The organism is Virgibacillus sp. MG-45 (assembly GCF_036409425.1).
Lineage (GTDB): Bacteria > Bacillota > Bacilli > Bacillales > Amphibacillaceae > LDC-1.
The window spans coordinates 160,707-185,486 of record NZ_JAXOFU010000002.1 but is presented as its reverse complement, the minus strand read 5'-3'; the positions used below and the strand labels follow the sequence as shown (position 1 = coordinate 185,486).

23 protein-coding genes, 1 other RNA gene and 2 other annotated features are annotated in these 24,780 nt (G+C 37.2%); of the genes, 20 read left to right on the top strand and 4 right to left on the bottom strand.

All coding sequences use genetic code 11. The features are described from left to right. The first annotated feature begins 25 nt into the window (after positions 1 to 25). On the top strand, positions 26 to 472 hold the full coding sequence (dtd, locus tag SPK86_RS03155; protein WP_330948642.1) for a D-aminoacyl-tRNA deacylase: 447 nt from the start codon (positions 26 to 28) through the stop codon (positions 470 to 472). A gap of 159 nt (positions 473 to 631) precedes the next feature. Here the strand turns inward: dtd and SPK86_RS03150 are convergent, their stop codons facing one another. After that, entirely contained in the window at positions 632 to 1,681 is a 1,050-nt protein-coding gene (locus tag SPK86_RS03150) for an N-acetylmuramoyl-L-alanine amidase (protein WP_284139692.1), read from the bottom strand. Positions 1,682 to 1,784: 103 nt separating this feature from the next. Here SPK86_RS03150 and SPK86_RS03145 point away from each other — a divergent pair, with 103 nt between their 5' ends. From SPK86_RS03145 to ssrS, 4 genes are all read left to right on the top strand, one after another. Then, the gene (locus SPK86_RS03145) at positions 1,785 to 1,958 is read left to right on the top strand and encodes a sigma factor-like helix-turn-helix DNA-binding protein (RefSeq protein WP_284139691.1); all 174 of its coding nucleotides are present in this window, start codon (positions 1,785 to 1,787) and stop codon (positions 1,956 to 1,958) included. A 52-nt stretch (positions 1,959 to 2,010) separates the two neighbouring features. Continuing rightward, positions 2,011 to 2,236: a binding site (T-box leader), on the top strand. Positions 2,237 to 2,354: 118 nt separating this feature from the next. Further along, positions 2,355 to 3,635, top strand: coding sequence for a histidine--tRNA ligase (gene hisS / locus SPK86_RS03140; RefSeq protein ID WP_284139690.1), 1,281 nt, complete (start codon positions 2,355 to 2,357; stop codon positions 3,633 to 3,635). Position 3,636: 1 nt separating this feature from the next. Next, the gene (aspS, locus tag SPK86_RS03135; RefSeq protein ID WP_330948641.1) at positions 3,637 to 5,415 is read left to right on the top strand and encodes an aspartate--tRNA ligase; all 1,779 of its coding nucleotides are present in this window, start codon (positions 3,637 to 3,639) and stop codon (positions 5,413 to 5,415) included. 116 nt (positions 5,416 to 5,531) lie between these two features. Beyond that, positions 5,532 to 5,720, top strand: a non-coding RNA gene (ssrS, locus tag SPK86_RS03130) — 6S RNA. Positions 5,721 to 5,790: 70 nt separating this feature from the next. Here the strand turns inward: ssrS and SPK86_RS03125 are convergent. Both SPK86_RS03125 and SPK86_RS03120 read right to left on the bottom strand, forming a co-directional pair. Beyond that, entirely contained in the window at positions 5,791 to 6,444 is a 654-nt protein-coding gene (locus SPK86_RS03125) for an RsfA family transcriptional regulator (protein ID WP_284139688.1), read from the bottom strand. A 172-nt stretch (positions 6,445 to 6,616) separates the two neighbouring features. Further along, positions 6,617 to 7,894 (bottom strand): replication-associated recombination protein A, encoded by a 1,278-nt coding sequence (locus tag SPK86_RS03120; protein ID WP_284139687.1) that lies wholly within the window; start codon positions 7,892 to 7,894, stop codon positions 6,617 to 6,619. Positions 7,895 to 8,091: 197 nt separating this feature from the next. Between SPK86_RS03120 and cymR the strand changes: the two genes are divergently transcribed. From cymR to greA, 15 genes are all read left to right on the top strand, one after another. After that, complete coding sequence (gene cymR / locus SPK86_RS03115) at positions 8,092 to 8,511, top strand: cysteine metabolism transcriptional regulator CymR (protein WP_330948640.1); 420 nt, start codon at positions 8,092 to 8,094, stop codon at positions 8,509 to 8,511. 35 nt (positions 8,512 to 8,546) lie between these two features. Continuing rightward, positions 8,547 to 9,695, top strand: coding sequence for a cysteine desulfurase family protein (locus SPK86_RS03110; protein ID WP_330948639.1), 1,149 nt, complete (start codon positions 8,547 to 8,549; stop codon positions 9,693 to 9,695). Between the two features lie 10 nt (positions 9,696 to 9,705). Further along, positions 9,706 to 10,818 (top strand): tRNA 2-thiouridine(34) synthase MnmA, encoded by a 1,113-nt coding sequence (mnmA, locus tag SPK86_RS03105; RefSeq protein WP_330948638.1) that lies wholly within the window; start codon positions 9,706 to 9,708, stop codon positions 10,816 to 10,818. 46 nt (positions 10,819 to 10,864) lie between these two features. Continuing rightward, positions 10,865 to 11,530, top strand: a complete 666-nt coding sequence (locus SPK86_RS03100) for a tetratricopeptide repeat protein (RefSeq protein WP_330948637.1) — start codon at positions 10,865 to 10,867, stop codon at positions 11,528 to 11,530. A 17-nt stretch (positions 11,531 to 11,547) separates the two neighbouring features. After that, positions 11,548 to 13,869, top strand: coding sequence for an SF1B family DNA helicase RecD2 (gene recD2 / locus SPK86_RS03095; protein WP_284139682.1), 2,322 nt, complete (start codon positions 11,548 to 11,550; stop codon positions 13,867 to 13,869). 72 nt (positions 13,870 to 13,941) lie between these two features. After that, on the top strand, positions 13,942 to 14,127 hold the full coding sequence (locus SPK86_RS03090; RefSeq protein ID WP_284139886.1) for a hypothetical protein: 186 nt from the start codon (positions 13,942 to 13,944) through the stop codon (positions 14,125 to 14,127). A gap of 43 nt (positions 14,128 to 14,170) precedes the next feature. After that, positions 14,171 to 15,241, top strand: a complete 1,071-nt coding sequence (locus tag SPK86_RS03085; protein WP_330948636.1) for an AI-2E family transporter — start codon at positions 14,171 to 14,173, stop codon at positions 15,239 to 15,241. Positions 15,242 to 15,284: 43 nt separating this feature from the next. Continuing rightward, positions 15,285 to 15,495: a binding site (T-box leader), on the top strand. Positions 15,496 to 15,557: 62 nt separating this feature from the next. Next, entirely contained in the window at positions 15,558 to 18,203 is a 2,646-nt protein-coding gene (gene alaS, locus SPK86_RS03080) for an alanine--tRNA ligase (RefSeq protein WP_284139681.1), read from the top strand. A 92-nt stretch (positions 18,204 to 18,295) separates the two neighbouring features. Further along, positions 18,296 to 18,562, top strand: coding sequence for an IreB family regulatory phosphoprotein (locus tag SPK86_RS03075; protein ID WP_284139680.1), 267 nt, complete (start codon positions 18,296 to 18,298; stop codon positions 18,560 to 18,562). Further along, positions 18,563 to 18,982: a Holliday junction resolvase RuvX gene (gene ruvX, locus SPK86_RS03070; RefSeq protein ID WP_284139679.1), complete on the top strand. Its 420-nt coding sequence runs from the start codon at positions 18,563 to 18,565 to the stop codon at positions 18,980 to 18,982. It begins immediately after the preceding gene. Between the two features lie 10 nt (positions 18,983 to 18,992). Then, entirely contained in the window at positions 18,993 to 19,280 is a 288-nt protein-coding gene (locus SPK86_RS03065) for a DUF1292 domain-containing protein (RefSeq protein ID WP_330948635.1), read from the top strand. 189 nt (positions 19,281 to 19,469) lie between these two features. Next, positions 19,470 to 20,588 carry an endolytic transglycosylase MltG gene (gene mltG / locus SPK86_RS03060; RefSeq protein ID WP_284139677.1) on the top strand — a complete coding sequence of 373 codons (1,119 nt, stop codon included), beginning with the start codon at positions 19,470 to 19,472 and terminating at the stop codon, positions 20,586 to 20,588. A gap of 92 nt (positions 20,589 to 20,680) precedes the next feature. Beyond that, complete coding sequence (locus tag SPK86_RS03055) at positions 20,681 to 21,322, top strand: O-methyltransferase (protein ID WP_284139676.1); 642 nt, start codon at positions 20,681 to 20,683, stop codon at positions 21,320 to 21,322. Positions 21,323 to 21,389: 67 nt separating this feature from the next. Next, positions 21,390 to 22,028, top strand: a complete 639-nt coding sequence (gene udk, locus SPK86_RS03050) for a uridine kinase (RefSeq protein ID WP_284139675.1) — start codon at positions 21,390 to 21,392, stop codon at positions 22,026 to 22,028. Positions 22,029 to 22,188: 160 nt separating this feature from the next. Beyond that, positions 22,189 to 22,665, top strand: coding sequence for a transcription elongation factor GreA (gene greA / locus SPK86_RS03045; RefSeq protein ID WP_284139674.1), 477 nt, complete (start codon positions 22,189 to 22,191; stop codon positions 22,663 to 22,665). A gap of 64 nt (positions 22,666 to 22,729) precedes the next feature. Here the strand turns inward: greA and SPK86_RS03040 are convergent, their stop codons facing one another. Beyond that, complete coding sequence (locus tag SPK86_RS03040) at positions 22,730 to 24,169, bottom strand: TcaA 3rd/4th domain-containing protein (protein WP_330948634.1); 1,440 nt, start codon at positions 24,167 to 24,169, stop codon at positions 22,730 to 22,732. Positions 24,170 to 24,780: the final 611 nt, after the last annotated feature.

The window sequence follows — 24,780 nt, the reverse complement described above, 5'->3', positions numbered from 1 at the left end:
AAAAATCATTGAAGGTGGAAGTTAGATGAAAGCAGTAATTCAACGAGCAAGTAATGCGTCAGTAACGGTTGACAATCAAATTATCGGGGCAATTGATAACGGGTATGTCATTCTCTTAGGTGTAACGCATGAAGATTCGATGGAGGATGTCGCATATCTCGTTCAAAAAATTGTTCATTTACGGATATTTGAAGATGAAGAAGGTAAAATGAACTGGTCTCTAAAGGATGTAAATGGCGGGGTGTTATCTGTTTCACAGTTTACATTGTATGCAGATACGCGCAAGGGACGCAGACCTAGTTTCGTTAAATCTGCTCGACCTGAAATGGCTGAAACACTTTATGAGCAATTTAATGACCAATTAAAAGCAGAAGGAATACATGTAGAAACTGGGGAGTTTGGTGCGATGATGGATGTACAGTTCACTAATGTTGGTCCTGTTACCATCATTATTGACTCGAAGGATAAATAACCTGTTATGGAAAGAACATTGAAGTAGGAATCATTTATAATATAGGTTGAACAAGAAAAAGGAACTATTTTTAGTTGATAGCTGCTAGAAATTAGAAAAGGCATAGTCGTAAAAATTGCGGCTATGCCTTTTTGATGTGAATACAATTTTAATTGAATCTCACCTGCTAAAATATCGTTCTAATCCACTTACAATTCCTTTTACGAGCTTTTTTTGATATGCGTTTGTTTGTAACAGCTGTTCCTTTTCAGGATTAGAAATAAAGCCAAGCTCTAGTAAAATTGCCGGTTTCAAATTTTGACGTAATACTTGAAAATCAGCAAATGCAGTGCCTCGATCCTTTGCTGTAGTTTCATTTATTAGTTCTTTTTGAACAAAGGAAGCTAACGCTTGGTTTTGCGTATGATAGAAATAGGTGCCTATCCCTGTAACAGAAGGAGCCTCGGGGAAGCTGTTATAATGGAGGCTAATAAACGCATCTGTATTCATGATATTAGAAAGGCTTGTCCTGCTTGCAAGCGAAATGTATTCATCCCTTGATCTCACAAGAATTACCTCTGCTCCAAGAGTCGTTAACTCTTGCGCTAATTCCTGTGCTGTTCGCATTGTCATGCTTTTTTCGATAGAGTCCTTTGCCCCTAACGCACCAACATCTCTTCCACCATGCCCCGCATCAATAATGATCACTTTATTTTTTAATCCTTTTGAAGAATGAAAACTAGTCTCCTCAACTAATGCTTTATGTAAATAACCTTCTCCGTTTTCACCTTTTACTTTTAACCATTCCTCTTGCTCGTCGATAACCTTCAATTTCGTTCCTTTATCAACAAAATAATTGATTTCCGATGTGGTAGATGGTGCTTCTCTAATTTGCGTATGGTCATAGATAACATTAATTTCATTTGATTGCATGTCTTGGTTAGTTGGAGCATTCGCTTTTTTCTCCGGTTGTATTGTTGTGTATTCTTTTGTGACCCAGCCTGTCTTTTCAGCAAGCTGAATTTCAATCCATTCACCATCTTCATTTAGGATGGTGTATTTCTCATTGGTATGTACTTTCGTTATGACTTCAAATTGCGTTCCAGGGCCTTCTCGGACATTGAGATGATCCGTCATTATGATGGCTTCATCGGCATAGACTGTTGTACTAAATAAGGAAGCAATTAAACCGATTAATAGCACTGACCACAAATTTATTTTACGAGCCATTGCACCACTCCTAAATTTTTTTCGAAACAAAATATTTCTCCCTTTATTTTAATAAAAACAATTGATTAAGGCAAAGCTAGATAGAAAAAGGGAGAGAATGAATATGCGATATCATGAAAAACAGTGGGCAACAAATGCAAACCAAGATATTTTTCAAGTTGATTTTCATCGGTTTATAGAGCTTTATGGAGATGCTACCCATATGGAAATTGCTGAAGAGCTTGGAATTTCTTTAGGTGAGGTAAAAGCATTAAAGAAAAAACTCAATCGTGCTTGACTTTATCCCCATTTCCAATTATTATAGTATTCATTCATAATTAAATAAACGAAAATATCCGATGATGGAAAAAGTAGTTGGTTGTCATTAGTCTAGAGAGAAAATGTCGTGGCTGAAAGCATTTTTACTTTATGCACCAATGAAGGACGTTCCTGAGGATCTATATTGAACCATTTAAAGTAGATATAGACGAGTTGCAGGCGTTAACTGTGTAAAAGAGGGTGCATTTTTTTCGTGCATCAATCAGGGTGGCAACGCGGGTAACTCCCGTCCCTTATATATTATATATAAGGGACGGGAGTTTTTTAATTGGTAGTATTTTTCTTGCCGCTTATTCGATAATCATTATTATTATTTATTACATTTATACAGAATGGATCAATTGGAGGGATTGAAATGATTATAAAGGCTCCTAGAGGAACTGCAGACATATTACCAATAGAAGCTAAAAGATGGCAATATGTAGAAGATCAAATTAAGAAGGTATGTGAAAGGTACCATTATGATGAAATTCGAACGCCAGTATTCGAACATACCGAAGTTTTTCAGCGTGGGGTAGGGGATTCTACGGATATTGTCCAAAAAGAAATGTACACCTTCGAGGATAGAGGTGGAAGAAGTCTCACGTTACGTCCAGAAGGAACTGCTGCTGTAACGAGAGCCTTTGTTCAAAATAAATTATATGGTGATCCGAGTCAGCCTGTGAAGCTATATTATTTTATGCCGATGTTTCGTTATGAAAGGCCACAACAGGGTAGGATGAGACAGTTAAATCAATTTGGTGTGGAAGTATTAGGAAGTGCCGACCCTGCCGTTGATGCAGAAGTCATTGATCTTGCTATGACCTGTTATCAAGAACTTGGCCTTCGTTCTTTAAAACTCGTTATAAATACGTTAGGGGATAAAGAAAGCAGAGCAGCATATCGCCAAGCATTAATTGATTATTTCGCACCTGTAAAAGAAGAACTGTGTCAGGATTGTCAGAGCCGATTAAATCAAAATCCGATGCGAGTCCTTGATTGTAAAACGGATCGTAATCATCCAGCAATGGAAAATGCCCCATCGATCTTGGATTATTTAAACGAAGAAAGTAAACAGTATTTCGAACAAGTAAAAACATACTTAACAATGATGGGGATTGCTTATGAGGTTGATCCAAATCTTGTGCGTGGACTTGATTATTATAATCATACAGCATTTGAAATTATGAGTGAGGCAGAAGGATTTGGCGCAATTACTACATTAGCCGGTGGTGGAAGATACAATGGTCTCGTGGAAGAGCTTGGAGGACCAAGTACTCCTGGTATCGGTTTTGGAATGGGAATAGAGCGCTTATTAATGGCTTTAGAAGCAGAGAAGAAGGATATTCCAGTAGACGAATCCTTGGATTGCTTCGTCGTTACAATGGGAGATGAAGCAGCTAAGCAGGCTGTATTGCTTGTTCATGAATTGCGTACACATGGAATTCAAGTCGATAAGGATTACCAAGGAAGAAAAGTGAAAGCACAGTTTAAAGCTGCAGATCGATATAAAGCAAAGTATGTACTCGTGCTTGGCGATGAAGAGTTAGAGATGCAAGTGATTAATTTAAAGGATATGGATACAGGGGATCAGATTCAAGTACCATTAACAGAATTAGCTGTTATTATGCAGGAAAAGCTTCAAGGAGGAAAATAAGATGAGTGAACGCGTATTTGCGGGGACATTGGGAATAGAGAATATTAGTAAAACAGTGCTTTTAAAAGGTTGGGTTCAAAAAAGAAGAGACCTAGGTGGACTGATCTTCATTGATCTACGTGACAAATCAGGAATTGTTCAGATCGTATTCAATCCTGAAGTTTCAAAGCAAGCACTAGAAATAGCCGAAATGGTTCGAACAGAGTTTGTAATAGAAGTAAGTGGAAATGTTGTTGCGCGCGATAATGCAACGGTTAATCCGCATATGCAAACAGGAAAAATTGAAGTTATAGCAACGGATATTACGGTCTTAAATAAATCAAAAAATCCTCCATTTCTAATTCAAGATGACACAGATGTATCTGAGGATTTACGATTAAAATATCGTTATATGGATTTACGAAGAAATGTTCTACAAGAAACATTTAAGCTAAGACATCAAGTTACCCAAGAAGTTCGTACGTTCCTAAATAACAATGCGTTTCTAGAAATGGAAACGCCGATATTAACAAAAAGCACACCAGAAGGAGCACGTGATTATCTTGTTCCAAGCAGGGTTCATCCTGGCGAGTTTTATGCGTTGCCGCAATCTCCACAGTTATTTAAGCAGTTAATCATGATGAGTGGATTTGAGCGCTATTATCAAATTGCCCGTTGTTTTCGGGATGAGGATCTTCGTGCAGATCGCCAGCCAGAATTCACACAAATTGATATTGAGACATCCTTTATGACAAGCGATGAAATCATGGAAATGACAGAAAAAATGATGCAGCAGGTTATGAAAAATGTAAAAGGAATTGATCTTACATTGCCATTACCTCGGATGAAGTATGATGATGCCATGGCAAGATTTGGTTCTGATAAGCCGGATACACGGTTTGCGATGGAATTAATTCATGTTTCGGATATCGTAGCACAGTCATCGTTTAAAGTATTTCAAAACGCGGTAGAAAATGGAGGGGAAGTAGCGCTTTTAAACGTAAAAGGTCAAGCTGCTAGCTTTTCTCGCAAGGATATTGATAAGTTAACAGATTATGTAAAAATATACGGTGCGCAAGGTCTTGCATGGCTCAAAGTAGAAGGATCAGAGTTAAAAGGCTCAATTGCAAAGTTCTTATCAGAAGAAGAAGCAATCGCGATAAAAGAAAAAGCAGAGGCAACGGATGGAGATTTATTGTTGTTTGTTGCAGATAAAACAGCAGTTGTCTACGATAGCCTTGGTGCACTTCGATTAAAGCTAGGAAAAGATTTGAATTTAATCGATCATTCGAAATTTAATTTTCTTTGGGTTACAGATTGGCCATTATTTGAATATGATGAAGAGGCAGGCAGATATTCAGCAGCACATCACCCGTTTACGATGCCAGCTGAAGATGATATGGATAAGTTAAGAAGCGCGCCACAAACAGCACGGGCTGTCGCATATGATCTTGTATTGAATGGTTATGAGCTCGGTGGCGGTTCTCTCCGTATTTATAAGAAAGAGCAACAGGATACAATGTTTGAAGTGCTTGGATTTACGAAAGAAGCTGCACGAGCACAATTTGGTTTCTTATTAGATGCATTAGAATATGGAGCTCCTCCTCATGGTGGTATCGCTTTAGGATTAGATCGTATTATCATGTTATTAGCAGGAAGATCTAACTTACGCGATACGATACTGTTCCCGAAAACAGCATCTGCTTCAGATCCATTAACAGAAGCACCAAGTAAGGTTAGTGAGGACCAGCTTGAGGATCTCTCGATAAGACTAGCTAAAGAAAATATGCTAAACCAATAAAAATGTTAGGAAACTGTAAATTTTGTAACTTATACTTCACATGTAGGGATATTGAAATACTGTTCTCGCTATGTTAAAATTAATTTACAATATTAAACAATTATTTTGTTGAAAAATCAATCCTGATATGTTCGTCTATTTCCATCGTTTTGACCGAACATTTCTATATTTGGGAGCTCCACTTGTTTTTATATGACGTGCAGGCCTCGATTGGGCACAAGAGGAAGCACAACATGTAAAACAGAGCACCCACCTGCCGAGAGCGGGATCAAAACAATACAGTAGACGGCATTATTGGGATTGATTTTACATAGCAGAACAATTATTAAGGGCTTCCCTTTCGTTTCTTCTTTAAACGATGGGAAGCCCTGTTTGTTAGTTACCTGAGCTTTGTGCTAATTGCTCTAAGTTACCGTTTTTATCCATTTTAAATGCAGGGGCTTGAAAGCTATCATGGTCATCAAGCACCGTCATTTTTCTAGCTCGATCCATAATTTGGACAAATACTTGATAGTCTTCTTGAATTGTTTGGAGTCGATACTCTGTTTCTTTTAGTTGGTTTTCAAGTGCATACACTTTGTTTTTGAGCTTCTCATTTTCTCGCTTTGTTTGTTCGAGCGTTATTTTTGATTGATTAGAAGCATAGTAATCTTTTTTTAGGTGAGTTAAAAAATGAATCACAGAGTCTAGTGAAATAGAACTTTCTTCTATCGGATTTTTCTCCGTGTTATCCAAATTCGCTGGCAATGCTAGCACTGGCTGTGTTTTACTCGTCTGCTTCCCATGTGTTTGCAACGCTCGTTTTTTCTCTTTTCGTTGTCTTTTGGCAAGATCAATGGCATTTTCATACTTTTTTCTAATCTCTGCATTCCAACGAAACCCGCAAGCTGCAGAAGTTCGGTTTAATTTATCTCCCACTTCTTCGAATGCATTTAATTGTGTACTTCCATCACGAATGTGACGCAAAACGGTTTCAGCTAATAGTAGGTCGTCTTCATGTGACCATGCATCTTGTCTTACTTTAGCCATTAAGTTTCAGCTCCCTTTCCATATCAGCATTTTATGTCTATGAATGTTGAATAAAAAGTCTTGTAGCCTTTCTTTTTATGGAATTAGACTTTTTCACCTAGACAAATGTTTATATTAGCTTTGCCGATAGAAGGGAGAATTATACTAGCTTCCTTGTAATTTTAAAGATACTTTAATGTGATTGATCATTTTTTAGTTTTTCATACACTTGTTTAAATGCTTTTTCAAATTTCCCGTTGCTTTTCGGATGATAATACTGTTTATGCTTTATCGTATCAGGCAAGTATTGCTGTTTCACCCACCCATTTTCCGCATTATGCGGATACTGATATTCTATTCCTCTGCCTAGTTCGGAAGCACCTTTATAGTGTGCGTCCTTTAAATGATTCGGAATATCTCCACTTTTACCTTTACGAATATCTGAAAGTGCGGCATCAAGCGCTTTATAAGCTGTATTAGATTTTGGTGATAAACACAATTCCACAATCGCAACAGCAAGGGGAATGCGTGCTTCCGGAAATCCAATTCGTTCAGCTGCTTGAACAGCAGCGACTGCCCGCGGACCTGCCTGTGGATTCGCAACACCAATATCCTCGTAGGCAGTAACAATCATTCTTCTTGCAATACTATCTAAATCTCCTGCTTCAATTAATCTTCCTAAATAGTGAAGTGCCGCATCTACATCACTACCACGAATAGATTTTTGAAATGCAGATAATACGTCATAGTGAGCGTCTCCGTCTTTATCATGTGAAAAGCTCTTTTTTTGCATGCATGTTTCGGCGATTTCAAGTGAAATATCGATTGAATCAAGCTCGTTTTTAGGTGTTGAATAGACAGCGAGCTCGAGACCATTTAATGCCGATCGCAAATCCCCATTCGATGCAAAAGCAAAGTGGTTAAGTGCATCTTCTGCTAAGTTAATATGGACATTACCTAATCCTTCTGTTACATTTTCCATTGCACGATAAAGTGCAAGCTTTACTTCTTCTGTTGTTAAAGGATGTAATTCAAATAAATGGCATCTGCTGCGTATTGCCGGATTAATCGAATGATACGGATTGCTCGTAGTACAACCGATAAGTGTAATTAAATTACTTTCTAGATGTGGTAGTAAAAAGTCCTGTTTTGCTTTGTCTAACCGATGTACTTCATCGAGAATTAAGACGAGGTGCCCGGTCATTTTCGCTTCTGCAACGATTATTTCCATATCTTTCTTTTTATCTACAACTGCATTTAGCATTTTAACAGGTAATTGAAGACTTTTTGCTAGGGCGGTTGCCATTGACGTTTTCCCTGTACCAGGCGGACCAAATAAGATCATTGATGCTAATCGTTCTGCTTGAACCATTCTGGATAATATTTTTCCTTCGCCAACAAGATGCTTTTGACCAATAATTTCTTTTATGTGGGAAGGGCGCATTCGATATGCTAATGGCTGTTGATTCATGTTAATCGTCCTTTACTAATAATAGAATGATAATTTAAGGTTAATCATGAAATGGATAAAATGCAAGATGGACATTGTTCATGATATAATATCATGTATTATAAATGAGAACGAATGATACGTAGGCGAGTTAAGTAATTGCGCATCTATGCATGCTTATTGAAAAAGAATTGTTTATTTAAATAGAGGTGTTTGAGATGAAGATATCTACAAAAGGACGATATGGATTAACGATTATGATCGCTTTGGCAAAAAATTATGGGGAAGGTCCTACGCCTTTAAAGGCGATTGCTAAAGCACATCAGCTTTCGGAAAATTATTTAGAGCAACTTGCAACGCCACTTCGTAATGCAGGGTTAATTCAAAGTGTTCGTGGTGCCTATGGAGGCTATAAATTACCTTGTAAACCAGAAGAAATCAGTGCGGGTGATATTATTCGTGTTTTAGAAGGCCCAATCACTCCAGTAGAAGGAATTGAGGATGAAGAGCCTGCGAAGCAAGCACTTTGGCTTCGTATTCGAGATGCGGTAAAAGATGTTTTAGATAATACGACCTTAGAGGATTTAATCCGTCATGAGCTTGATGAGCCAAAGGAAGCGTACATGTTTTATATTTAGATGGAATGTTTTTTAAAGGAAGGAAAGGATAGACCATGGAAACAATTTATTTAGATCATGCTGCAACAACACCAATTGATCCAGCAGTCATAGAAGCGATGCTTCCAGTAATGTCTGATGTTTTTGGGAACCCATCGAGTGTGCATTCCTATGGGAGGAAAGCGAGACAAAGCTTGGATGAAGCAAGAAGAACAATTGCTCAACGTATTCATGCACATGAAAAAGAAGTTACATTTACAAGTGGTGGAACAGAAGCCGACAATTTAGCTTTAATCGGTACTGCTCTTGCCAATAAGGATAGAGGAAAGCATATTATCACTACCGTTCAGGAGCACCATGCGACATTGCACACGGCTGAGTATTTAGAGCGTGAAGGATTCGAGGTAACGTATTTACCAGTTGATGAAAATGGTGTAATAAAAGTGGAGGACGTTCGTGAAGCACTTACGGCTGAAACGATTCTCGTATCGGTGATGTATGTTAACAATGAAACAGGAACAATTCAACCAATACAAGAAATTGGTGATTTATTAAAGGAGCATCAAGCTTATTTTCATACAGACGCAGTTCAGGCATTTGGACTGTTAGAAATAGATGTGAAGAAAATGGGGATTGACTTATTAACGGCCACCGCACATAAAATAAATGGTCCTAAAGGAATTGGTCTTTTATATGCTGGGAAGCATGTGAAACTGCAGCCACTCGCTTATGGTGGAGAGCAAGAACGAAAAAGGCGCCCTGGAACGGAAAATGTAGCGAATGTGGTAGGATTTCAAAAAGCGGTAGAACTTCGCACGAACAAGGAAGCTGAATACCGAAATTTATACCAGGCATACAAGGAACTATTTATTCAAACGCTGCAAGAGGAAGGAATAGCCTTTGAAGTCAACGGGAAATTGGAAAATACCATTCCATCTATTATTAATATTAGCTTTCCACACATGAACGTGGAATCGTTGCTTGTTAATTTTGATTTAAATGGTGTTGCAGCATCAAGTGGCAGTGCATGTACAGCTGGATCAATTGAACCATCACATGTATTGGTTGCTATGTATGGAGCAAATAATGAACGTACAAAAAACGCCGTTCGGTTTAGCTTTGGATCGGCAAATACAAAGGAAAATGTAAAAGAAGCAGCCGAGCGAGTTGCAGGAATCGTGAAACGAATGATGAAGAATAGGTAGGTGTTACAGCATGAACGATAATCAGCATATTAGAGTAGTTGTTGGGATGAGTGGTGGTGTTGATTCATCAGTGGCGGCTCTCCTTCTTAAACAGCAAGGTTATGATGTGGTAGGAATATTTATGAAAAACTGGGATGACACAGATGAAAACGGGGTATGTACCGCAACTGAGGATTTTGACGATGTGGTACGTGTATGTAATCAGCTTGATATTCCGTATTATGCGGTTAATTTTGAAAAACAATATTGGGATAAGGTTTTCACTTATTTTCTAGATGAATATAAGGCAGGCAGAACACCAAATCCAGATGTTATGTGTAATAAAGAAATTAAATTTAAAGCATTTATGGATCATGCCATGTCGCTCGGTGCGGATTTTTTAGCAACCGGACATTATGCGCAAATTCGTGAACAGGATGGTAAGGTAGAAATGCTTCGTGGTGTCGATCAAAATAAGGATCAAACATACTTTTTAAATCAATTATCTGCCGATGTGCTTAAAAAAGTAATGTTTCCACTCGGACATCTTCCGAAAAAAGAAGTGAGAAAAATCGCGCTAGAGCACAATCTTGTTACAGCAACGAAAAAAGATAGTACAGGGATTTGCTTTATTGGTGAACGGAATTTTAAAGAGTTTTTAAGTAATTATTTACCAGCACAACCAGGAGAAATGCAAACCTTCGATGGTGTTGTAAAAGGCAAGCATGATGGGCTGATGTATTATACATTAGGCCAGCGTCAAGGATTAGGTATTGGCGGTCCAGGAGATCCATGGTTCGTTGTTGGGAAAAACCTTCAAAAGAATATCCTTTATGTAGAGCAAGGATATACACATGATAGCTTGTATTCTGATGGATTAATTGCCACGGATGTGAATTGGATAAATCCAGTAGAATCGGCACAATCGTTTTCTTGCACCGCTAAATTTCGTTATCGACAAGCGGATAGTGAGGTAAAAGTAGAGGTATTAGAGGATGGCAATGTACGTGTAATATTTCGAGAGCAACAACGTGCAATTACACCTGGACAAGCGGTTGTTTTTTATCAGGATGACGTGTGTCTAGGTGGAGGCACGATTGATAAAGTATTTAAAGATGGAAGCTTTTTAGATTACGTTGGTTAAGCCAATGATGGAAACGAAATTTTAACATGGATAAGGGAGTTTTTTCATGGATACTATCCAACTAGCAATTGAACAAATGAAGGAACATAATTATGAAGAAGCTGCACGTCTATTTAATGCATACATTGAAGCGCATCCAGATGATGCACTAGGATATATTAATTTCGGTAATTTATTGATGCATATTAATGATCAAGGCCGTGCACAACGATTTTATGAGCGGGCTTTAGAATTAGATCCACATGCAGCTACAGCCTTTTATGGGCTAGGAAATGTTTATTATGAACAATCTCTTTACCCGAAGGCACAAGAAAATTATCAAAAAGCGATTGAATTAGGACTTGAAGAAGGTGATGTGTATTATATGCTCGGTATGACCTTCCAAAAAGAGGAGCATTTTAAACTAGCATTGCCCTATTTTCTAAGAGCAACAGAGCTAGAAGAAGATCATATTGATAGTTTGTTCCAATATGGACTTGCGTTAGCACAAAGTAATCATCTAGCTGATGCGAAATCCGCGTTTGAACAAGTGTTAAATAAAGATCAAGAGCATAGTGATGCCCATTATAATTTAGGAGTTATTGCCTTGTACGAAGATGCTGTAAAGAAGGCACAGGAGCATTTTGAGCGTGCAATAGAAATACAACCAGATCATTTATTAGCAGCGAATGGGTTAAAGCGAGTTATGGAGTTTATGAATCAAGACATGTAGAAACGTGGGGTAGGACCATGGAGAACGAAATTCAAGCAGTAGAAAAAGAGTATATAAAAGGTGATCTCCTTTATACGATCTTTCAAAATGAGACCGAAAATTTTACGATTGCTAAAATTAGTGTTCGTGAAACGAATACAGCGTATCAGGAAAAAGAAATTGTTATCAAAGGGTATTTTTCATTACAGGAAAATACAAGCTATATGTTTTTCGGTCAGTTTGAACAACATCGTAAATTTGGTATGCAATACAATGTAGAATCTTACCAAACGATTATTCCCGATTCAAAAGAAGGGATCGTCGCTTACTTATCCAGCGACTTGTTTTACGGAATCGGAAAGAAAACAGCAACTCGTATCGTGGATAAGCTAGGAGCATCTGCTATTTCTAAAATTCTTCATGATCCAACCGTACTACAGGATATTCCAGGTTTAAAAAAGGAAAAAGCTGCGAATTTAGTGAAATCACTTCAGGAAAACCAAGGATTTGAACACGTAGCGGTCTATCTATCTAAATATAATATTGGACTTAAGATGGCACAGAAAATCTACCAAAATTACAAGGAAGATGCGATTGATATTTTAGAAAAGGACCCTTATCAATATGTATTTGATATTGATGGTTTTGGATTTCAAACGGCAGATGCGATTGCAAGACAAAATGGAATTGAGTTTACCCATTCAAATCGAATTGGTGCGGGTTGCTTGTATATCCTTCAGAAAAGTGTTCAAGAAGGGCATGTGTTTTTACCAGTAGACCATTGTATAAAAGAAATGAAAGAATTATTAAACCATCCATCTTATGCGCTACCTGACGAAGAAATAGAGAGCGGTATGGAAAGACTGAATCAAGAAAAGAAAATTATCATTCAGGATGGGCATGTATATATGCCTTCGCTTTATTATGCAGAGGATGGGTTCGTATCTAATTTAAAACGCATCATCGAAAACCCGATAGAAAAAGAAACAACGTTGGCAGAACTTATGACAATTATCGGCGAGATTGAGGAAGAAGAGATTCTTAGCTATGGCAAAGAGCAATTTGATGCAATCCAGCAAGCATTACATGCAAAAGTAATGATTTTAACTGGAGGGCCAGGAACAGGTAAAACGACTGTTGTCAAAGGAATCATAAAAGCCTATGCAGCCATTCACCAGCTTTCTGTAGATCCTTCTTCCTATGATAATAAGTCAGATTTTCCTTTCGTATTAACAGCACCAACAGGACGAGCGGCGAAAAGGCTGAATGAGTCAACTTCACTTCCCGCAAGAACGATTCATCGCTTGCTTGGTTGGGATGGGCATGAAGGGTTTGAAAAGAATGAGCATGAACCACTTCAAGGAAAACTCTTAATTATCGATGAGTTCTCAATGGTAGATATTTGGTTAGCCAATAGCTTATTTAAGGCCATTCCAGATGATATGCAAGTACTTCTTGTAGGGGACGAAGACCAGCTGCCATCTGTTGGCCCAGGTCAGGTGTTAGCAGATTTATTGGCAAGTGGCTGTATTCCGTTCGTTTCTTTACAAGAGGTGTATCGTCAAAAGGAAGGATCTCAAATTATTCAACTGGCACATCAAATCAAACAGGATCGTTGTACACAAGCATCCTTAAACAATGCACAGGATTTTAGCTTCCTCAATTGTCGAGATCACCATGTTGTAGATGTTGTCACGAGTGTCGTTTCGAAAGCGCTGGAAAAAGGATATGATATTAGAGATATTCAGGTGCTTGCTCCGATGTATCGTTCAGTAGCAGGTATACATGCCTTAAATAAAGCATTGCAACAGCTCATTAATCCAAAGACGAATCAAAGACGAGAGGTTAAAGCGCTGGAGGCGGTTTTTCGTGTAGGGGATAAGATTATCCAGCTTGTGAACCAACCGGAAGATAATGTCTATAATGGGGACATTGGAGAAGTAGTTGCTATTTTTACTGAGGATGAAAACGTAGACGGAGTAGAACAGCTTGTCATTTCATTTGACGGGAAAGAGGTTGTCTATGAACGTAAGGATTACGTAAATATCATGCATGCGTATTGTATTTCCATCCACAAATCACAAGGCAGTGAATTTCCAATCATTATCCTACCAGTCGTATCGTCCTATCATCGCATGCTTCGAAAAAACCTGCTTTATACAGGGATTACGAGAGCAAAGGAATCTATTATTATTTGTGGTGAAAAACAAGCATTTTTAAAAGGGGTACAAACATTGGACGTTCATCGCAGGTTTACTTCATTATCGGACCACCTGCAAGAAGCATTGACATCCACAAGTCTTCCATTAGCAGAAGCTGATGAGGAAGATGCCCTTTCACCATATGATTTTATGGACTAATATGTATACTTTTAAGTAAAGCGGGCAAGCATAACAGCAAAACCTTCTGTTTATAGGGGAGATTTTATGTTGATGCAATGTCCAAATTGTCAGAGCAAGGATTTAGGTAAAATCGGCTCACAGCAATTCTATTGCTGGTCCTGTTATATTGAAATAGCTATTGTAGGAACTGCCTTAACTGTTCATCAGGTGGAAGTAGATGGTTCATTAAGCTCACTTGATGATTTATTTAGTGATGAGGAGCGGCAAGTTCAGTGACATCGCCTAGTATAATTATTTTTCAACATACTAAGGAGATGTCATGATGCGTAAGGATATAAAACCACTTCCATATTTATATTGGATGATTTTTGGTATTATTTTGTTTCTCTTTTTATTTTTGCTCGTAAAACTATTTCCATTTTATCAAGCAGTGCTGTCCTTTCTTTGGAAATTATTTTCCCCTTTTTTAATTGCTTGCTTAATTGCGTATTTATTGTATCCGATTATCAAAAAGCTAGATAAAGTTAACGTACCAAAAACACTCTCCATCTTAAGTATTTATTTGTTGTTTTTTGGTGGAGGAGCGTATTTAGTGTATTTAATCTATCCTGTAACGGTCCAACAATTACGAGATTTAAATGCACATCTGCCTCAGCTTGTGCGTATGTATGAATCAATCATTTATCAAGTATATGAATCGACCTCTTTTTTACCAGAATCCGTTCATGATAAAATCGATCACATTATTCGTGATGCAGAAAAATACATTGAAAATTTGCTAGGTAAGCTAATTGGAGGCGTATCTAAAATATTTGATATGATCATCATGCTTACAGTTATTCCTGTTCTTGTTTTTTATTTTTTGAAGGATTACGATAAGCTAAAAGAGCGTGTGAAAGCTTATATTCCTAAAAAATACCGAAAACAGAGCAGTAGTGTCATTCATGCGATTGATGACAGTCTTGGAAACTATATTCGTGGTCAGCTTCTTGTATGTTTTTTTGTTGCGCTTGCTACGTATATTGCATTTCAATTCTTTGGAATGAAATACGCGCTATTACTAGCGATTATTATGGGGTTAACGAATATTATTCCTTATTTTGGACCGATTATTGGAGCTGCACCTGCTGTGGCGATTGCGCTCACTATATCGGGGAAGATGGTATTGTTCGTAGTAGGCACCGTTTTCGTGATTCAATTAATTGAAAGCAATCTTCTTGCTCCATACATTGTTGGAAAGAGTATTGATATTCATCCAGTTGCCATTATTTTTGCTTTGCTCTTAGGAGGACAATTAAGCGGAGTAATTGGTATGATTTTAGCTGTCCCGTTATTAACTATTTTAAAAGTAGTTGTTAGTCATATGATTATTTTTAGCCAGAACAATTGACATTTAAGATGAGATTCAATATAATAACGCATAATTGCTATATGTAAATATGTTGAAGGTAAAGAGTACATGGAGACTCAGGCTTACAAGAGAGGGATTTTCATTAGGCTGCAAGAAATCCTAGCCATTGAGCCATGGAAAGCTACACCGGAATGCGACTAATCCTCGCCGGTTTTACACCGTTATCATACTTGAGAGATGAACAGTAATTTGTTCATAACTAGGGTGGTACCGCGATTATCCTCGTCCCTGCATAAGAAGCAGCGACGAGTTTTTTGTTTGCAATTTTTTTACTATGAAAAACGGAGGAATAAAGATGAAACAATTAACATCAGCTCAAGTAAGGCAAATGTTCTTAGATTTTTTTGAGGAGAAAGGACATCGTATAGAGCCTAGCGCTTCACTTATACCAAAGGATGATCCAACGCTCCTGTGGATTAACAGTGGTGTAGCAACATTGAAAAAATATTTCGATGGCAGTGTAATCCCTGAAAATCCACGTTTAGTAAATGCACAAAAATCAATTCGTACAAATGATATTGAAAATGTTGGATATACCGCCCGTCATCATACATTCTTTGAGATGCTTGGAAACTTTTCAATCGGTGATTACTTCAAAAAAGAAGCGATTCATTGGGCTTGGGAGTTTCTAACTAGTCCGAAGTGGATTGGCTTTGATCAAGCGCTTTTATCTGTAACCGTGCATCCAGAAGATGATGAAGCATATGATATTTGGTTAAATGAAATCAAATTACCAAAAGAGCGAATTATTCGCTTGGAGGAAAATTTCTGGGATATTGGAGAAGGGCCAAGTGGACCAAATACCGAGATATTCTATGATCGTGGTGAAAAATATGGAAATGATCCTAATGATCCAGAATTATATCCTGGTGGTGAAAATGATCGCTATTTAGAAATTTGGAATCTTGTATTTTCACAATTTAATCATAATCCAGATGACACATATACTCCATTACCAAAGAAAAACATTGATACAGGGATGGGCTTAGAACGGATGGTTTCGGTAATTCAAGATGTTCCAACGAACTTTGAAACAGATTTATTCTTACCAATTATCCGTAAAACGGAAGAACTCGCAACTACTTCTTATGGGAAAAATCCAGAAAGTGATACTGCTTTTAAAGTGATTGCCGATCATATTCGGACGGTTGCTTTTGCTGTCGGAGATGGTGCCCTTCCATCGAATGAAGGAAGAGGCTATGTGCTAAGAAGATTATTACGAAGAGCAGTTCGTTTTGCAAAACAAATTGGCATCGAAAAGCCGTTCATGTATAAGCTCGTTGCGGTAGTTGGAAAAATCATGCATGACTATTATCCAGAGGTGGAAAAGCAACGTGCCTTTATTGAAAATGTAATTAAAGTTGAGGAAGAACGTTTTCATGAGACATTGCACGATGGCTTAGAAATTTTAACACGAATTTTAACAGAAGAAAAAGCAAAAAATAGTACTGTATTTCCTGGTGAAGAAGTATTCCGACTATATGATACGTATGGATTTCCAAAGGAATTGACTGAGGAATATGTAGCAGAGCATGGATTCACCATTGATGAAAAAGGGTTTAAAGCAAATATGGAAGCACAACGTGAACGTGCGCGTAATGCACGTCAGAAGGTGGATTCTATGCATGTTCAAGATAGTGTGCTTTCTGAGTTAGAAGTAGAAAGTAAATTTATTGGGTATGATGCTTTAGAAGGTGCTACCGAAATAGCTGCAATTTTAAAGGATAAAGATTATGTAGATGCTGCGAATGCGGATGATGCAGTATTTATCATTCTAAAAGAAACACCTTTCTATGCAGAAAGTGGCGGACAAATTGCGGATAAAGGTTGGATTTATACAGATACTGCTTCTGCATATGTGGAAGCTGTTAAGAAGTCACCAAAAGGGCAGCATATCCACCATGTAACGATAAAAGAAGGCACGCTTGAAGTTGGTCAGCGTGTAAAAGCGATTGTTGAATCAGATTTCCGTAATGCCGTTGTTAAAAACCATACTGCAACCCATTTACTTCACCAGGCATTAAAGGATGTGCTTGGCTCACATGTTAATCAAGCAGGATCTTTAGTAGAGCCAGATAGGCTACGATTTGATTTTTCTCATTTTGGTCCTGTTACAGCTGACGAGCTCCAAAAAGTAGAAGAGATTGTGAATGAGAGAATTTGGCAATCAATTCCTCTAACGATTGATTACAAGAAAATCGATGAAGCTAAAAAGCTAGGGGCAATGGCTCTATTTGGAGAAAAGTATGGCGATATTGTGCGTGTTGTTCAAATTGGTGATTATAGCTTAGAGCTTTGTGGTGGCTGTCATGTTCGTAATACGTCGGAGATTGGCTTATTTAAAATCGTCTCCGAAGGCGGAATTGGAGCTGGAACGCGAAGAGTAGAAGCTGTTACAAGTAAATTCGCGTATCAATTTTTAAATGAAAAGCGGTCAACGCTTCAACAAGCTGCAAGTCTGTTGAAAACAAAGGAAGAACAAGTTCCAACGCGTATTGAAGCGTTACATGATGAACTACGTGCATTACAAAAAGAAAACGAATCAATGAATGCGAAGCTTGCTAACGCAGAAGCAGCATCTATTATGGAAGAGATCGTTACAATTAAGACGATACCACTTTTAGCTCAAAAGGTAGCTGTAAAAGATATGAACCAGCTACGGACGATGTTAGATGAATTAAAACAAAAGATAAATTCTGGTGTCATATTACTAGCAGCAGAAAATGATGGAAAGGTTCAGCTTGCGGCTGGTGTTACAAAGGATTTAATCACACGTGGACTCCATGCTGGCAATTTGATTAAGGAAGCGGCTCGTCTTTGTGGCGGCGGTGGTGGTGGCCGACCAGATATGGCTCAAGCTGGTGGTAAGGATCCCGAGAAGATCGAGACTGCATTAGCATATGCACAAGATTATGTTGCGCAAGCGATCAAAAATGAGTAAGGCTTTCAGTGACGAAATGAAAATAATATAAAATTGATGCTAAACATGTTAGAATGTGTATAGTAGAGCAAAAATCGGAATGAGGTGTCACTATGAGCTCAATTGACAAAACAATGAAATTTAATTTTTCAGAAGAACCATTTGACAAGGACATTAAGCAAATTCTCTTTACGGTTCATGAAGCATTACAGGAGAAAGGTTATAATCCAATTAACCAAATCGTCGGCTATCTATTATCCGGTGATCCAGCCTACATCCCAAGATATAATGACGCAAGAAATCTCATTCGCAAGGTAGAACGAGATGAAGTAATTGAAGAGCTTGTGAAATATTATTTGGAACAGCAAAGGGAGAAATAGATGAAGCTTGTTGGATTAGACGTAGGATCGAAAACGATTGGTGTTGCTGTTAGTGATGAATTGGGCTGGACAGCGCAAGGCCTCACAACCATTCATTGGAATGAAGAAGATATCCAATCAGCAGATCTTGCACTTCAAAAAATTATAATGGAACATCGAATTGGTAAAGCTGTAATAGGACTACCTAAAAACATGAATGGAACAATTGGAGAGCGTGGAGAAGCCTCACAACGATTTGCAAAGCATGTAGAACAGGTTCATGGTATCCCAACTGAATTATGGGATGAACGACTAACAACAATGGCCGCTGAACGTGTGCTGCTAGCGGCAGATGTAAGCAGAAAAAAACGCAAAAAAGTAATTGACAAGATGGCTGCAATGATGATTTTACAAGGCTTTCTTGATCACCAACAAAAATAGGAGTGACACGATGTCATTAGAAGAAAAAGAACGTATCATAATTCCAGATGAAAACGGCGAGGAACATTTATTTGAGGTACTATTCACCTTTGATGTGGACGAAACAAAACAATCATATATTGCGGTTGCACCTGCTGAGCAAGCAAATGACGAGGAAGTTGAAGTTTATGCTTTCCGTTATGAAGAAAAAGAAGGCGATGACAATGATTTATCACTATTTCCAATTGAGTCTGATGATGAATGGGAAATGGTTGAAGAAATGATTAATACATTGGCCGAAGAAGAAGAAAATCAATAATAAATTGTTGGCTGTTTCAACAGTGACAGGAGATCTCTTGCTTTGTTTTTAGATTTTTAAACAAAGACTGTCGCGTTGAGACAGCCATATCCTTTTTAAAAAAATAAATACATAAATAACGTATTATTATCAGGTATAGCATAACTCTCATTTTTTTAGTATAATATACCGGATGAGAGGGGTAGTCGTATGTCGAAGAAAAAAAAGACAAGCACTTATCGAGAAAACCTAAAAGCAAGAACAGAAGAAGCAAAGACGGTAAGAAAAATTGTAAGTATTATCCTTGTCTCCTTAATCTTAATTTTATTAATAGGTGGAATTTCAGGATATATGTACATAAAGTCAGCATTAAGTCCTGTTGATCCAAACAGTGAAAAAGGAATAAAAGTAGAGATCCCATTAGGGTCAAGTTCCTCTAGTATTGGCTCCATATTAGAAGAGAACGGAGTAATAAAGGATGGACGGATTTTTCGGTTTTATACAAAGTTTAAAAATGAATCAGACTTTCAAGCTGGTGACTATACATTTACAAAAGCAATGACTTTAGATCAAATCATTGAATCGTTAAAAAAAGGTCGAATTATAAAAGATCCCGTTTTTAAAGTAACGATTCCTGAAGGGAAATCAATCGATGAGATCGCTGAAATATATGCGGACAAGCTGTATTTTAAAAAAGAAGCATTTCTTGAAAAAGTAAATGATCCAAAATATATTGCTTATTTAATTGATACATATCCTGCTATTTTATCGGAGGATGTATTAAATCCAGAAATTAGGACACCATTAGAAGGTTATTTGTTTGCAGCAACGTATGATTTTTATGAGGAAGAACCGCCAATTGATACGATAGTAGAGACGATGCTGAATAAAACAAATGCGGTCGTTAATGCACACTTAGATGAGATCGGTGCGAAAGACTTAACCGTACACGAAGCACTTACGATGGCTTCGTTAGTAGAAAAAGAAGCGCAAACAGAAGATCAACGTCGTAAAATCGCGGGGATATTCTATAATCGACTTGATGTAGGAATGCGATTGCAAACAGACCCGACCGTTCTCTATGCATTAGGAAAGCATAAGGACAAAGTGTTATTAAAGGATCTTGAAGTTGATTCTCCATATAATACGTACCGAATAAAAGGGATTCCAATCGGTCCAATCTCGAATTTCTCGGAGAGCTCTTTACAAGCGGTGTTAAATCCAGAAAAAACAAAATTTAAGTACTTCTTACACGATGGGGAAGGTAATATATATTATGCTGAAACCCATGATGAACATTTAAAGTTAAAACAGCAGCATATTAAGTAAAGATCGGAAATGTGGGAGCTCGCTTTCACATTTCCCATTTTTACGTAAAAGTAAATGAAGCAAAGATATTAGTAAGTAAATGGGGTTTGAATATGAATGAAGCATTACACCATTATTTAAGAAGTCTGGTACCCTCTGCCGATGATTGGGTAAAGAAAATGCAGGAGACAGCGCATATTAATAGCGTTCCGATTATGGAGCCAGTCAGCATGGAGTTTCTATTACAACTCATTCGTCTAAAGAAACCAGCACGGATTTTAGAAATTGGTACTGCAATCGGGTATTCAGCATTACGCATGCTTGATGCTTGTCCAACCAGCCATATCGTTACCATTGAACGAGATAAAACACGCTATGATCAAGCTGTCGAATTTATCGCGAAAAGAAATAAAACAGAGCAGATTACAACTGTTTATGGAGATGCTTTAGAGAAAATCCATGACCTAACTGTTTCTCAAGAAGTGTTTGATTGTGTTTTTATTGATGCGGCAAAGGGACAATACCAACGTTTTTTTGAACTTGCGAGTCCGTTGCTTCAAAAGGGTGGTATGATTATCTCCGATAATGTATTGTTTAGAGGTCAAGTGGTGGAGCCAGAAATTGCACAGCCTCGACATCAACCAATGGTGAAAAAGCTTCGCAACTATAATGAGTGGCTCGCCCATCACCCAGACTATGTGACTACAATCGTTCCAATTGGAGATGGTGTAGCTATAAGTGTAAAAATAAGATAGTTTTTTGTTAGGTGCATAAATCGTATATAAAAAAGGAAATGTAATAGGATAGAAAGGGGATATTCCCGTGAAGGAGAAACCAGTTGTAATTGGTGTTGCCGGGGGAACTGGCAGTGGAAAGACGTCTGTTACCCGTTCAATTTGTAAGCGGTTTTCAGATAAAACAATTTTAGTAATCGAGCAAGATTATTATTATAAGGATCAAAGCCATCTTCCATTCGAGGAGCGTTTAAGCACAAATTATGATCATCCATTAGCATTTGATAATGATTTGTTAATTGATCACTTACAAGCACTATTAGCTGGGAAAATGATTGAAAAACCAGTTTATGATTATAAACTACATACACGATCTGATCGTGTGATACCTGTAGAGCCGAAGGAAGTAATCATTTTAGAAGGGATTCTTATTTTAGAAGATCCTCGATTAGTCGATCTAATGGATATTAAAGTATTTGTCGACACTGATGCAGATCTTCGTATTGTGCGTAGGCTATTACGGGATATTAAAGAGCGTGGCCGATCATTAGACTCGGTTATCGATCAATATATAAGTAGTGTACGACCTATGCATTTACAGTTTGTAGAGCCGACAAAGCGCTATGCAGATATCATTATTCCAGAGGGCGGCCAAAACCATGTAGCAGTAGACATTATGGCTACAAAAATCGAAACAATCCTTGCAAACAATAGAAAAAATAATTAAATAAAGTATTGAAAGTTTTGCTAAAATCTGCCATAGTAAGGGGTAGTATAGGTAAATAATGTATTGATCGAGCGCACACAAGTGCTGCTCGTTTTTATACTTACAAAAAAGGATTCACTTATAACGCGTTTTCGCGTGAAGATAAAAAGGAGTGTTCTTAATGGCTACAGAGAAAAGTTTTTATATGACACTAGAGGGGAAAGAAAAGCTAGAGAAGGAATTACTTTATTTAAAAACGGAAAGAAGACAAGAAGTTGTCGAACGAATCAAGATTGCTCGTGATTTCGGCGACTTATCCGAGAACTCAGAGTATGATGCAGCAAAAGACGATCAAGCTTTTGTTGAATCTCGTATTGCACAAGTTGAGAAAATGATTCGTAATGCAGTTATTATTGAAAATGACAATAATGATCCTGACATTGTTGCATTAGGTAAATCGGTTACTTTTAAGGAGCTTCCAAACGGAGATGAAGAAACATATACGATAGTTGGAAGTGCAGAAGCAGATCCTTTTGAAGGCAAAATTTCAAATGATTCTCCAATGGCACAAAGCTTATTAGGACAAGAAATTGGTGCTGAGGTGTCTGTAATGACACCAGGGGGAGAAATTCAAGTTAAAATTACAAAGGTCGAATAGATAAAAGAGCGGTTAAAGGTACTCATCCCTGAAAGCTAGGGGAAAAGCACCGAACCGCTCTTTCTTAATTTAGTTTATAAACAGGATCAACATCTGTTGCAAAGAAATGGTACTTTTCAACTTCATCAACCATCCATTGCTTTTCTTTTTCATCAAATAAAACTAACATTTTTTGACCACGTCGATAAATTCGCTTTTCATTGTCTCTAAACGTTGCCCATAATTTATCTTTAGGCTCATGATACGAAAACATCGCATGCAATTTAAACATATATGCTTTACGATCCTCATTATATTCAGGAATAATCTCCCATGGAATATTAAATTGTGATTGCAACAATGTTCCCTGATAATTAGGCTTTTCCTTCTTTATAAATTTAATATCCTCTTGCACTTGCTTTTTTAGATTGTCTGTTGCATTTTTATGTAATACGGAGACGTCACGCTTGTTTAGGGCATCTGTGTAACTTAACATTACATCGTTAATAATGCCAATGACTTTTTCTCTTTCATCTTCTGTTATGACTGAATTCCTTGTAATTCGAGTATTAATAAAACCATCGGTAATTATCGCTTTCTCACTTTTAATTATTCCCCACGGTAGTTCTTTTTCTAAATGAACAGGGATATCCTCTCCTAATGGAAACGGGCCAATAGATTGTTTTCCACGTTTAATAATCATATCTGTCTTTTGATCATTTACATACAAGGTTGCTTCGTCTAGAAAAGTAGAATGTAAAGAAATTTCACTCACCTCTAAATTAACCTTATGTTCTAGCGCATTTTTATCTAATTGAAACAATTCGACTTTGTCTTTTTGTTCAGATTTTAGAAAAGAGCGTTCAAGAATGCCTTTGATCGTATATTCACCAGGCATATATGGACCGTATGTGATATGATGTTCATCTTGATTAGGAGTAGTTTCTAATTTCTCATTATTAATGTAAAGATCAAGTTCGACTTCATTATTCCATTCAGATAGCCTTATAAAGGCAGGAATAACTTCAAATTGATAATCCGTAAAAGCTCCCCACTTTTTTCCTTTTTCTACTACATTTAACGTAGCAAATTGATGATTTGGGTTAATCTCTTTTCCTTTTTCGAGTGCGTTAGCTTGTTCTTCCAGTTGGGCAACTAAAACGTTAAGCCTATCTGGATTTTCCTTTAAAAAGGCAAGAAATTGTGCAGTGTTCTTTTCATCAATTTTTAAAGAATCGATAGAAGGAGTAAGCATCTTTAAAGCTGCTCCCACATTTTCCTCCTGTACCGCTTCTTTAAATGCGTCAATTTGAGCTTGGGGATCAAATGTTTCTTTCCCTATAAAAAAGAAAACGATGAATGCAGTAATCACTACAATAAATAAGGTACTCATCATATAATATCTTTTTCGTTTGGTTTTCTTTTTGGAATGCTGTTCATGTTGGGCGAAAAGATTGCTACCGCATTCAGGGCAATAGTGCTGCTCTTTCTGCTTAATTTCATGGCCACAATGATCGCATTTCATTTTATTCACTCCTTTTTAACAATGGTATGACAAGCGTAACATAACGACAGGAATATGTGATGCAACTTTATGACTGTTTCTATCTGCTAAATGATTTTAAGGTGCTACATCTCATAGCATGTGATAAAAAATGTGAAAAAACTGTAAATAACAGTAATGATACTATTTTAAAGGAAAAATATAGTAGCTTTTATTGTTACATTTATATTGCAAAACTTTTACTTTTACGTTACAAAACATAAATAAAAATGACATGAATAAAAAGAACTAGTACATTGGGTTTGTTATTATACAATTAATTCCAATTAATTTTATTAATAGTATTTATCGAAAGATAGGAAAATTATGGTTAAAATATACGATTTTCATAAAAAGTTAGCGCAATTGAAGTTAAACTCGAACATTGAATTAAATTTACTGAATTAATGTTCGATATTTAACGGGGGTTAGATTTAGTGAACAAACATAATATCTAGAAAAAAATAATAACCCCGAAGTCATTTGGGTAATTATTCCTGTTTTGCTATTTAACTATTTATTTTTGTGACAAATCTAGTAACATCTATGATAGAAGATTTTTCCTTAAATACAGATTTTTTGATGGTGGTGGA

Bases quoted from the DNA above. Each gene is read 5' to 3' on its own strand.
- SPK86_RS03075 (WP_284139680.1), top strand. From the start codon at position 18,296: ATGAGCTCAATTGACAAAACAATGAAATTTAATTTTTCAGAAGAACCA.
- SPK86_RS03110 (WP_330948639.1), top strand. From the start codon at position 8,547: ATGGAAACAATTTATTTAGATCATGCTGCAACAACACCAATTGATCCA.
- SPK86_RS03055 (WP_284139676.1), top strand. From the start codon at position 20,681: ATGAATGAAGCATTACACCATTATTTAAGAAGTCTGGTACCCTCTGCC.
- SPK86_RS03145 (WP_284139691.1), top strand. From the start codon at position 1,785: ATGCGATATCATGAAAAACAGTGGGCAACAAATGCAAACCAAGATATT.
- SPK86_RS03150 (WP_284139692.1), bottom strand. From the start codon at position 1,681: ATGGCTCGTAAAATAAATTTGTGGTCAGTGCTATTAATCGGTTTAATT.
- mnmA (WP_330948638.1), top strand. From the start codon at position 9,706: ATGAACGATAATCAGCATATTAGAGTAGTTGTTGGGATGAGTGGTGGT.
- greA (WP_284139674.1), top strand. From the start codon at position 22,189: ATGGCTACAGAGAAAAGTTTTTATATGACACTAGAGGGGAAAGAAAAG.
- ruvX (WP_284139679.1), top strand. From the start codon at position 18,563: ATGAAGCTTGTTGGATTAGACGTAGGATCGAAAACGATTGGTGTTGCT.
- alaS (WP_284139681.1), top strand. From the start codon at position 15,558: ATGAAACAATTAACATCAGCTCAAGTAAGGCAAATGTTCTTAGATTTT.
- recD2 (WP_284139682.1), top strand. From the start codon at position 11,548: ATGGAGAACGAAATTCAAGCAGTAGAAAAAGAGTATATAAAAGGTGAT.
- SPK86_RS03065 (WP_330948635.1), top strand. From the start codon at position 18,993: ATGTCATTAGAAGAAAAAGAACGTATCATAATTCCAGATGAAAACGGC.
- SPK86_RS03125 (WP_284139688.1), bottom strand. From the start codon at position 6,444: ATGGCTAAAGTAAGACAAGATGCATGGTCACATGAAGACGACCTACTA.
- aspS (WP_330948641.1), top strand. From the start codon at position 3,637: ATGAGTGAACGCGTATTTGCGGGGACATTGGGAATAGAGAATATTAGT.
- SPK86_RS03120 (WP_284139687.1), bottom strand. From the start codon at position 7,894: ATGAATCAACAGCCATTAGCATATCGAATGCGCCCTTCCCACATAAAA.
- SPK86_RS03100 (WP_330948637.1), top strand. From the start codon at position 10,865: ATGGATACTATCCAACTAGCAATTGAACAAATGAAGGAACATAATTAT.
- dtd (WP_330948642.1), top strand. From the start codon at position 26: ATGAAAGCAGTAATTCAACGAGCAAGTAATGCGTCAGTAACGGTTGAC.
- SPK86_RS03040 (WP_330948634.1), bottom strand. From the start codon at position 24,169: ATGAAATGCGATCATTGTGGCCATGAAATTAAGCAGAAAGAGCAGCAC.
- cymR (WP_330948640.1), top strand. From the start codon at position 8,092: ATGAAGATATCTACAAAAGGACGATATGGATTAACGATTATGATCGCT.
- mltG (WP_284139677.1), top strand. From the start codon at position 19,470: ATGTCGAAGAAAAAAAAGACAAGCACTTATCGAGAAAACCTAAAAGCA.
- SPK86_RS03090 (WP_284139886.1), top strand. From the start codon at position 13,942: ATGCAATGTCCAAATTGTCAGAGCAAGGATTTAGGTAAAATCGGCTCA.
- hisS (WP_284139690.1), top strand. From the start codon at position 2,355: ATGATTATAAAGGCTCCTAGAGGAACTGCAGACATATTACCAATAGAA.
- SPK86_RS03085 (WP_330948636.1), top strand. From the start codon at position 14,171: ATGATGCGTAAGGATATAAAACCACTTCCATATTTATATTGGATGATT.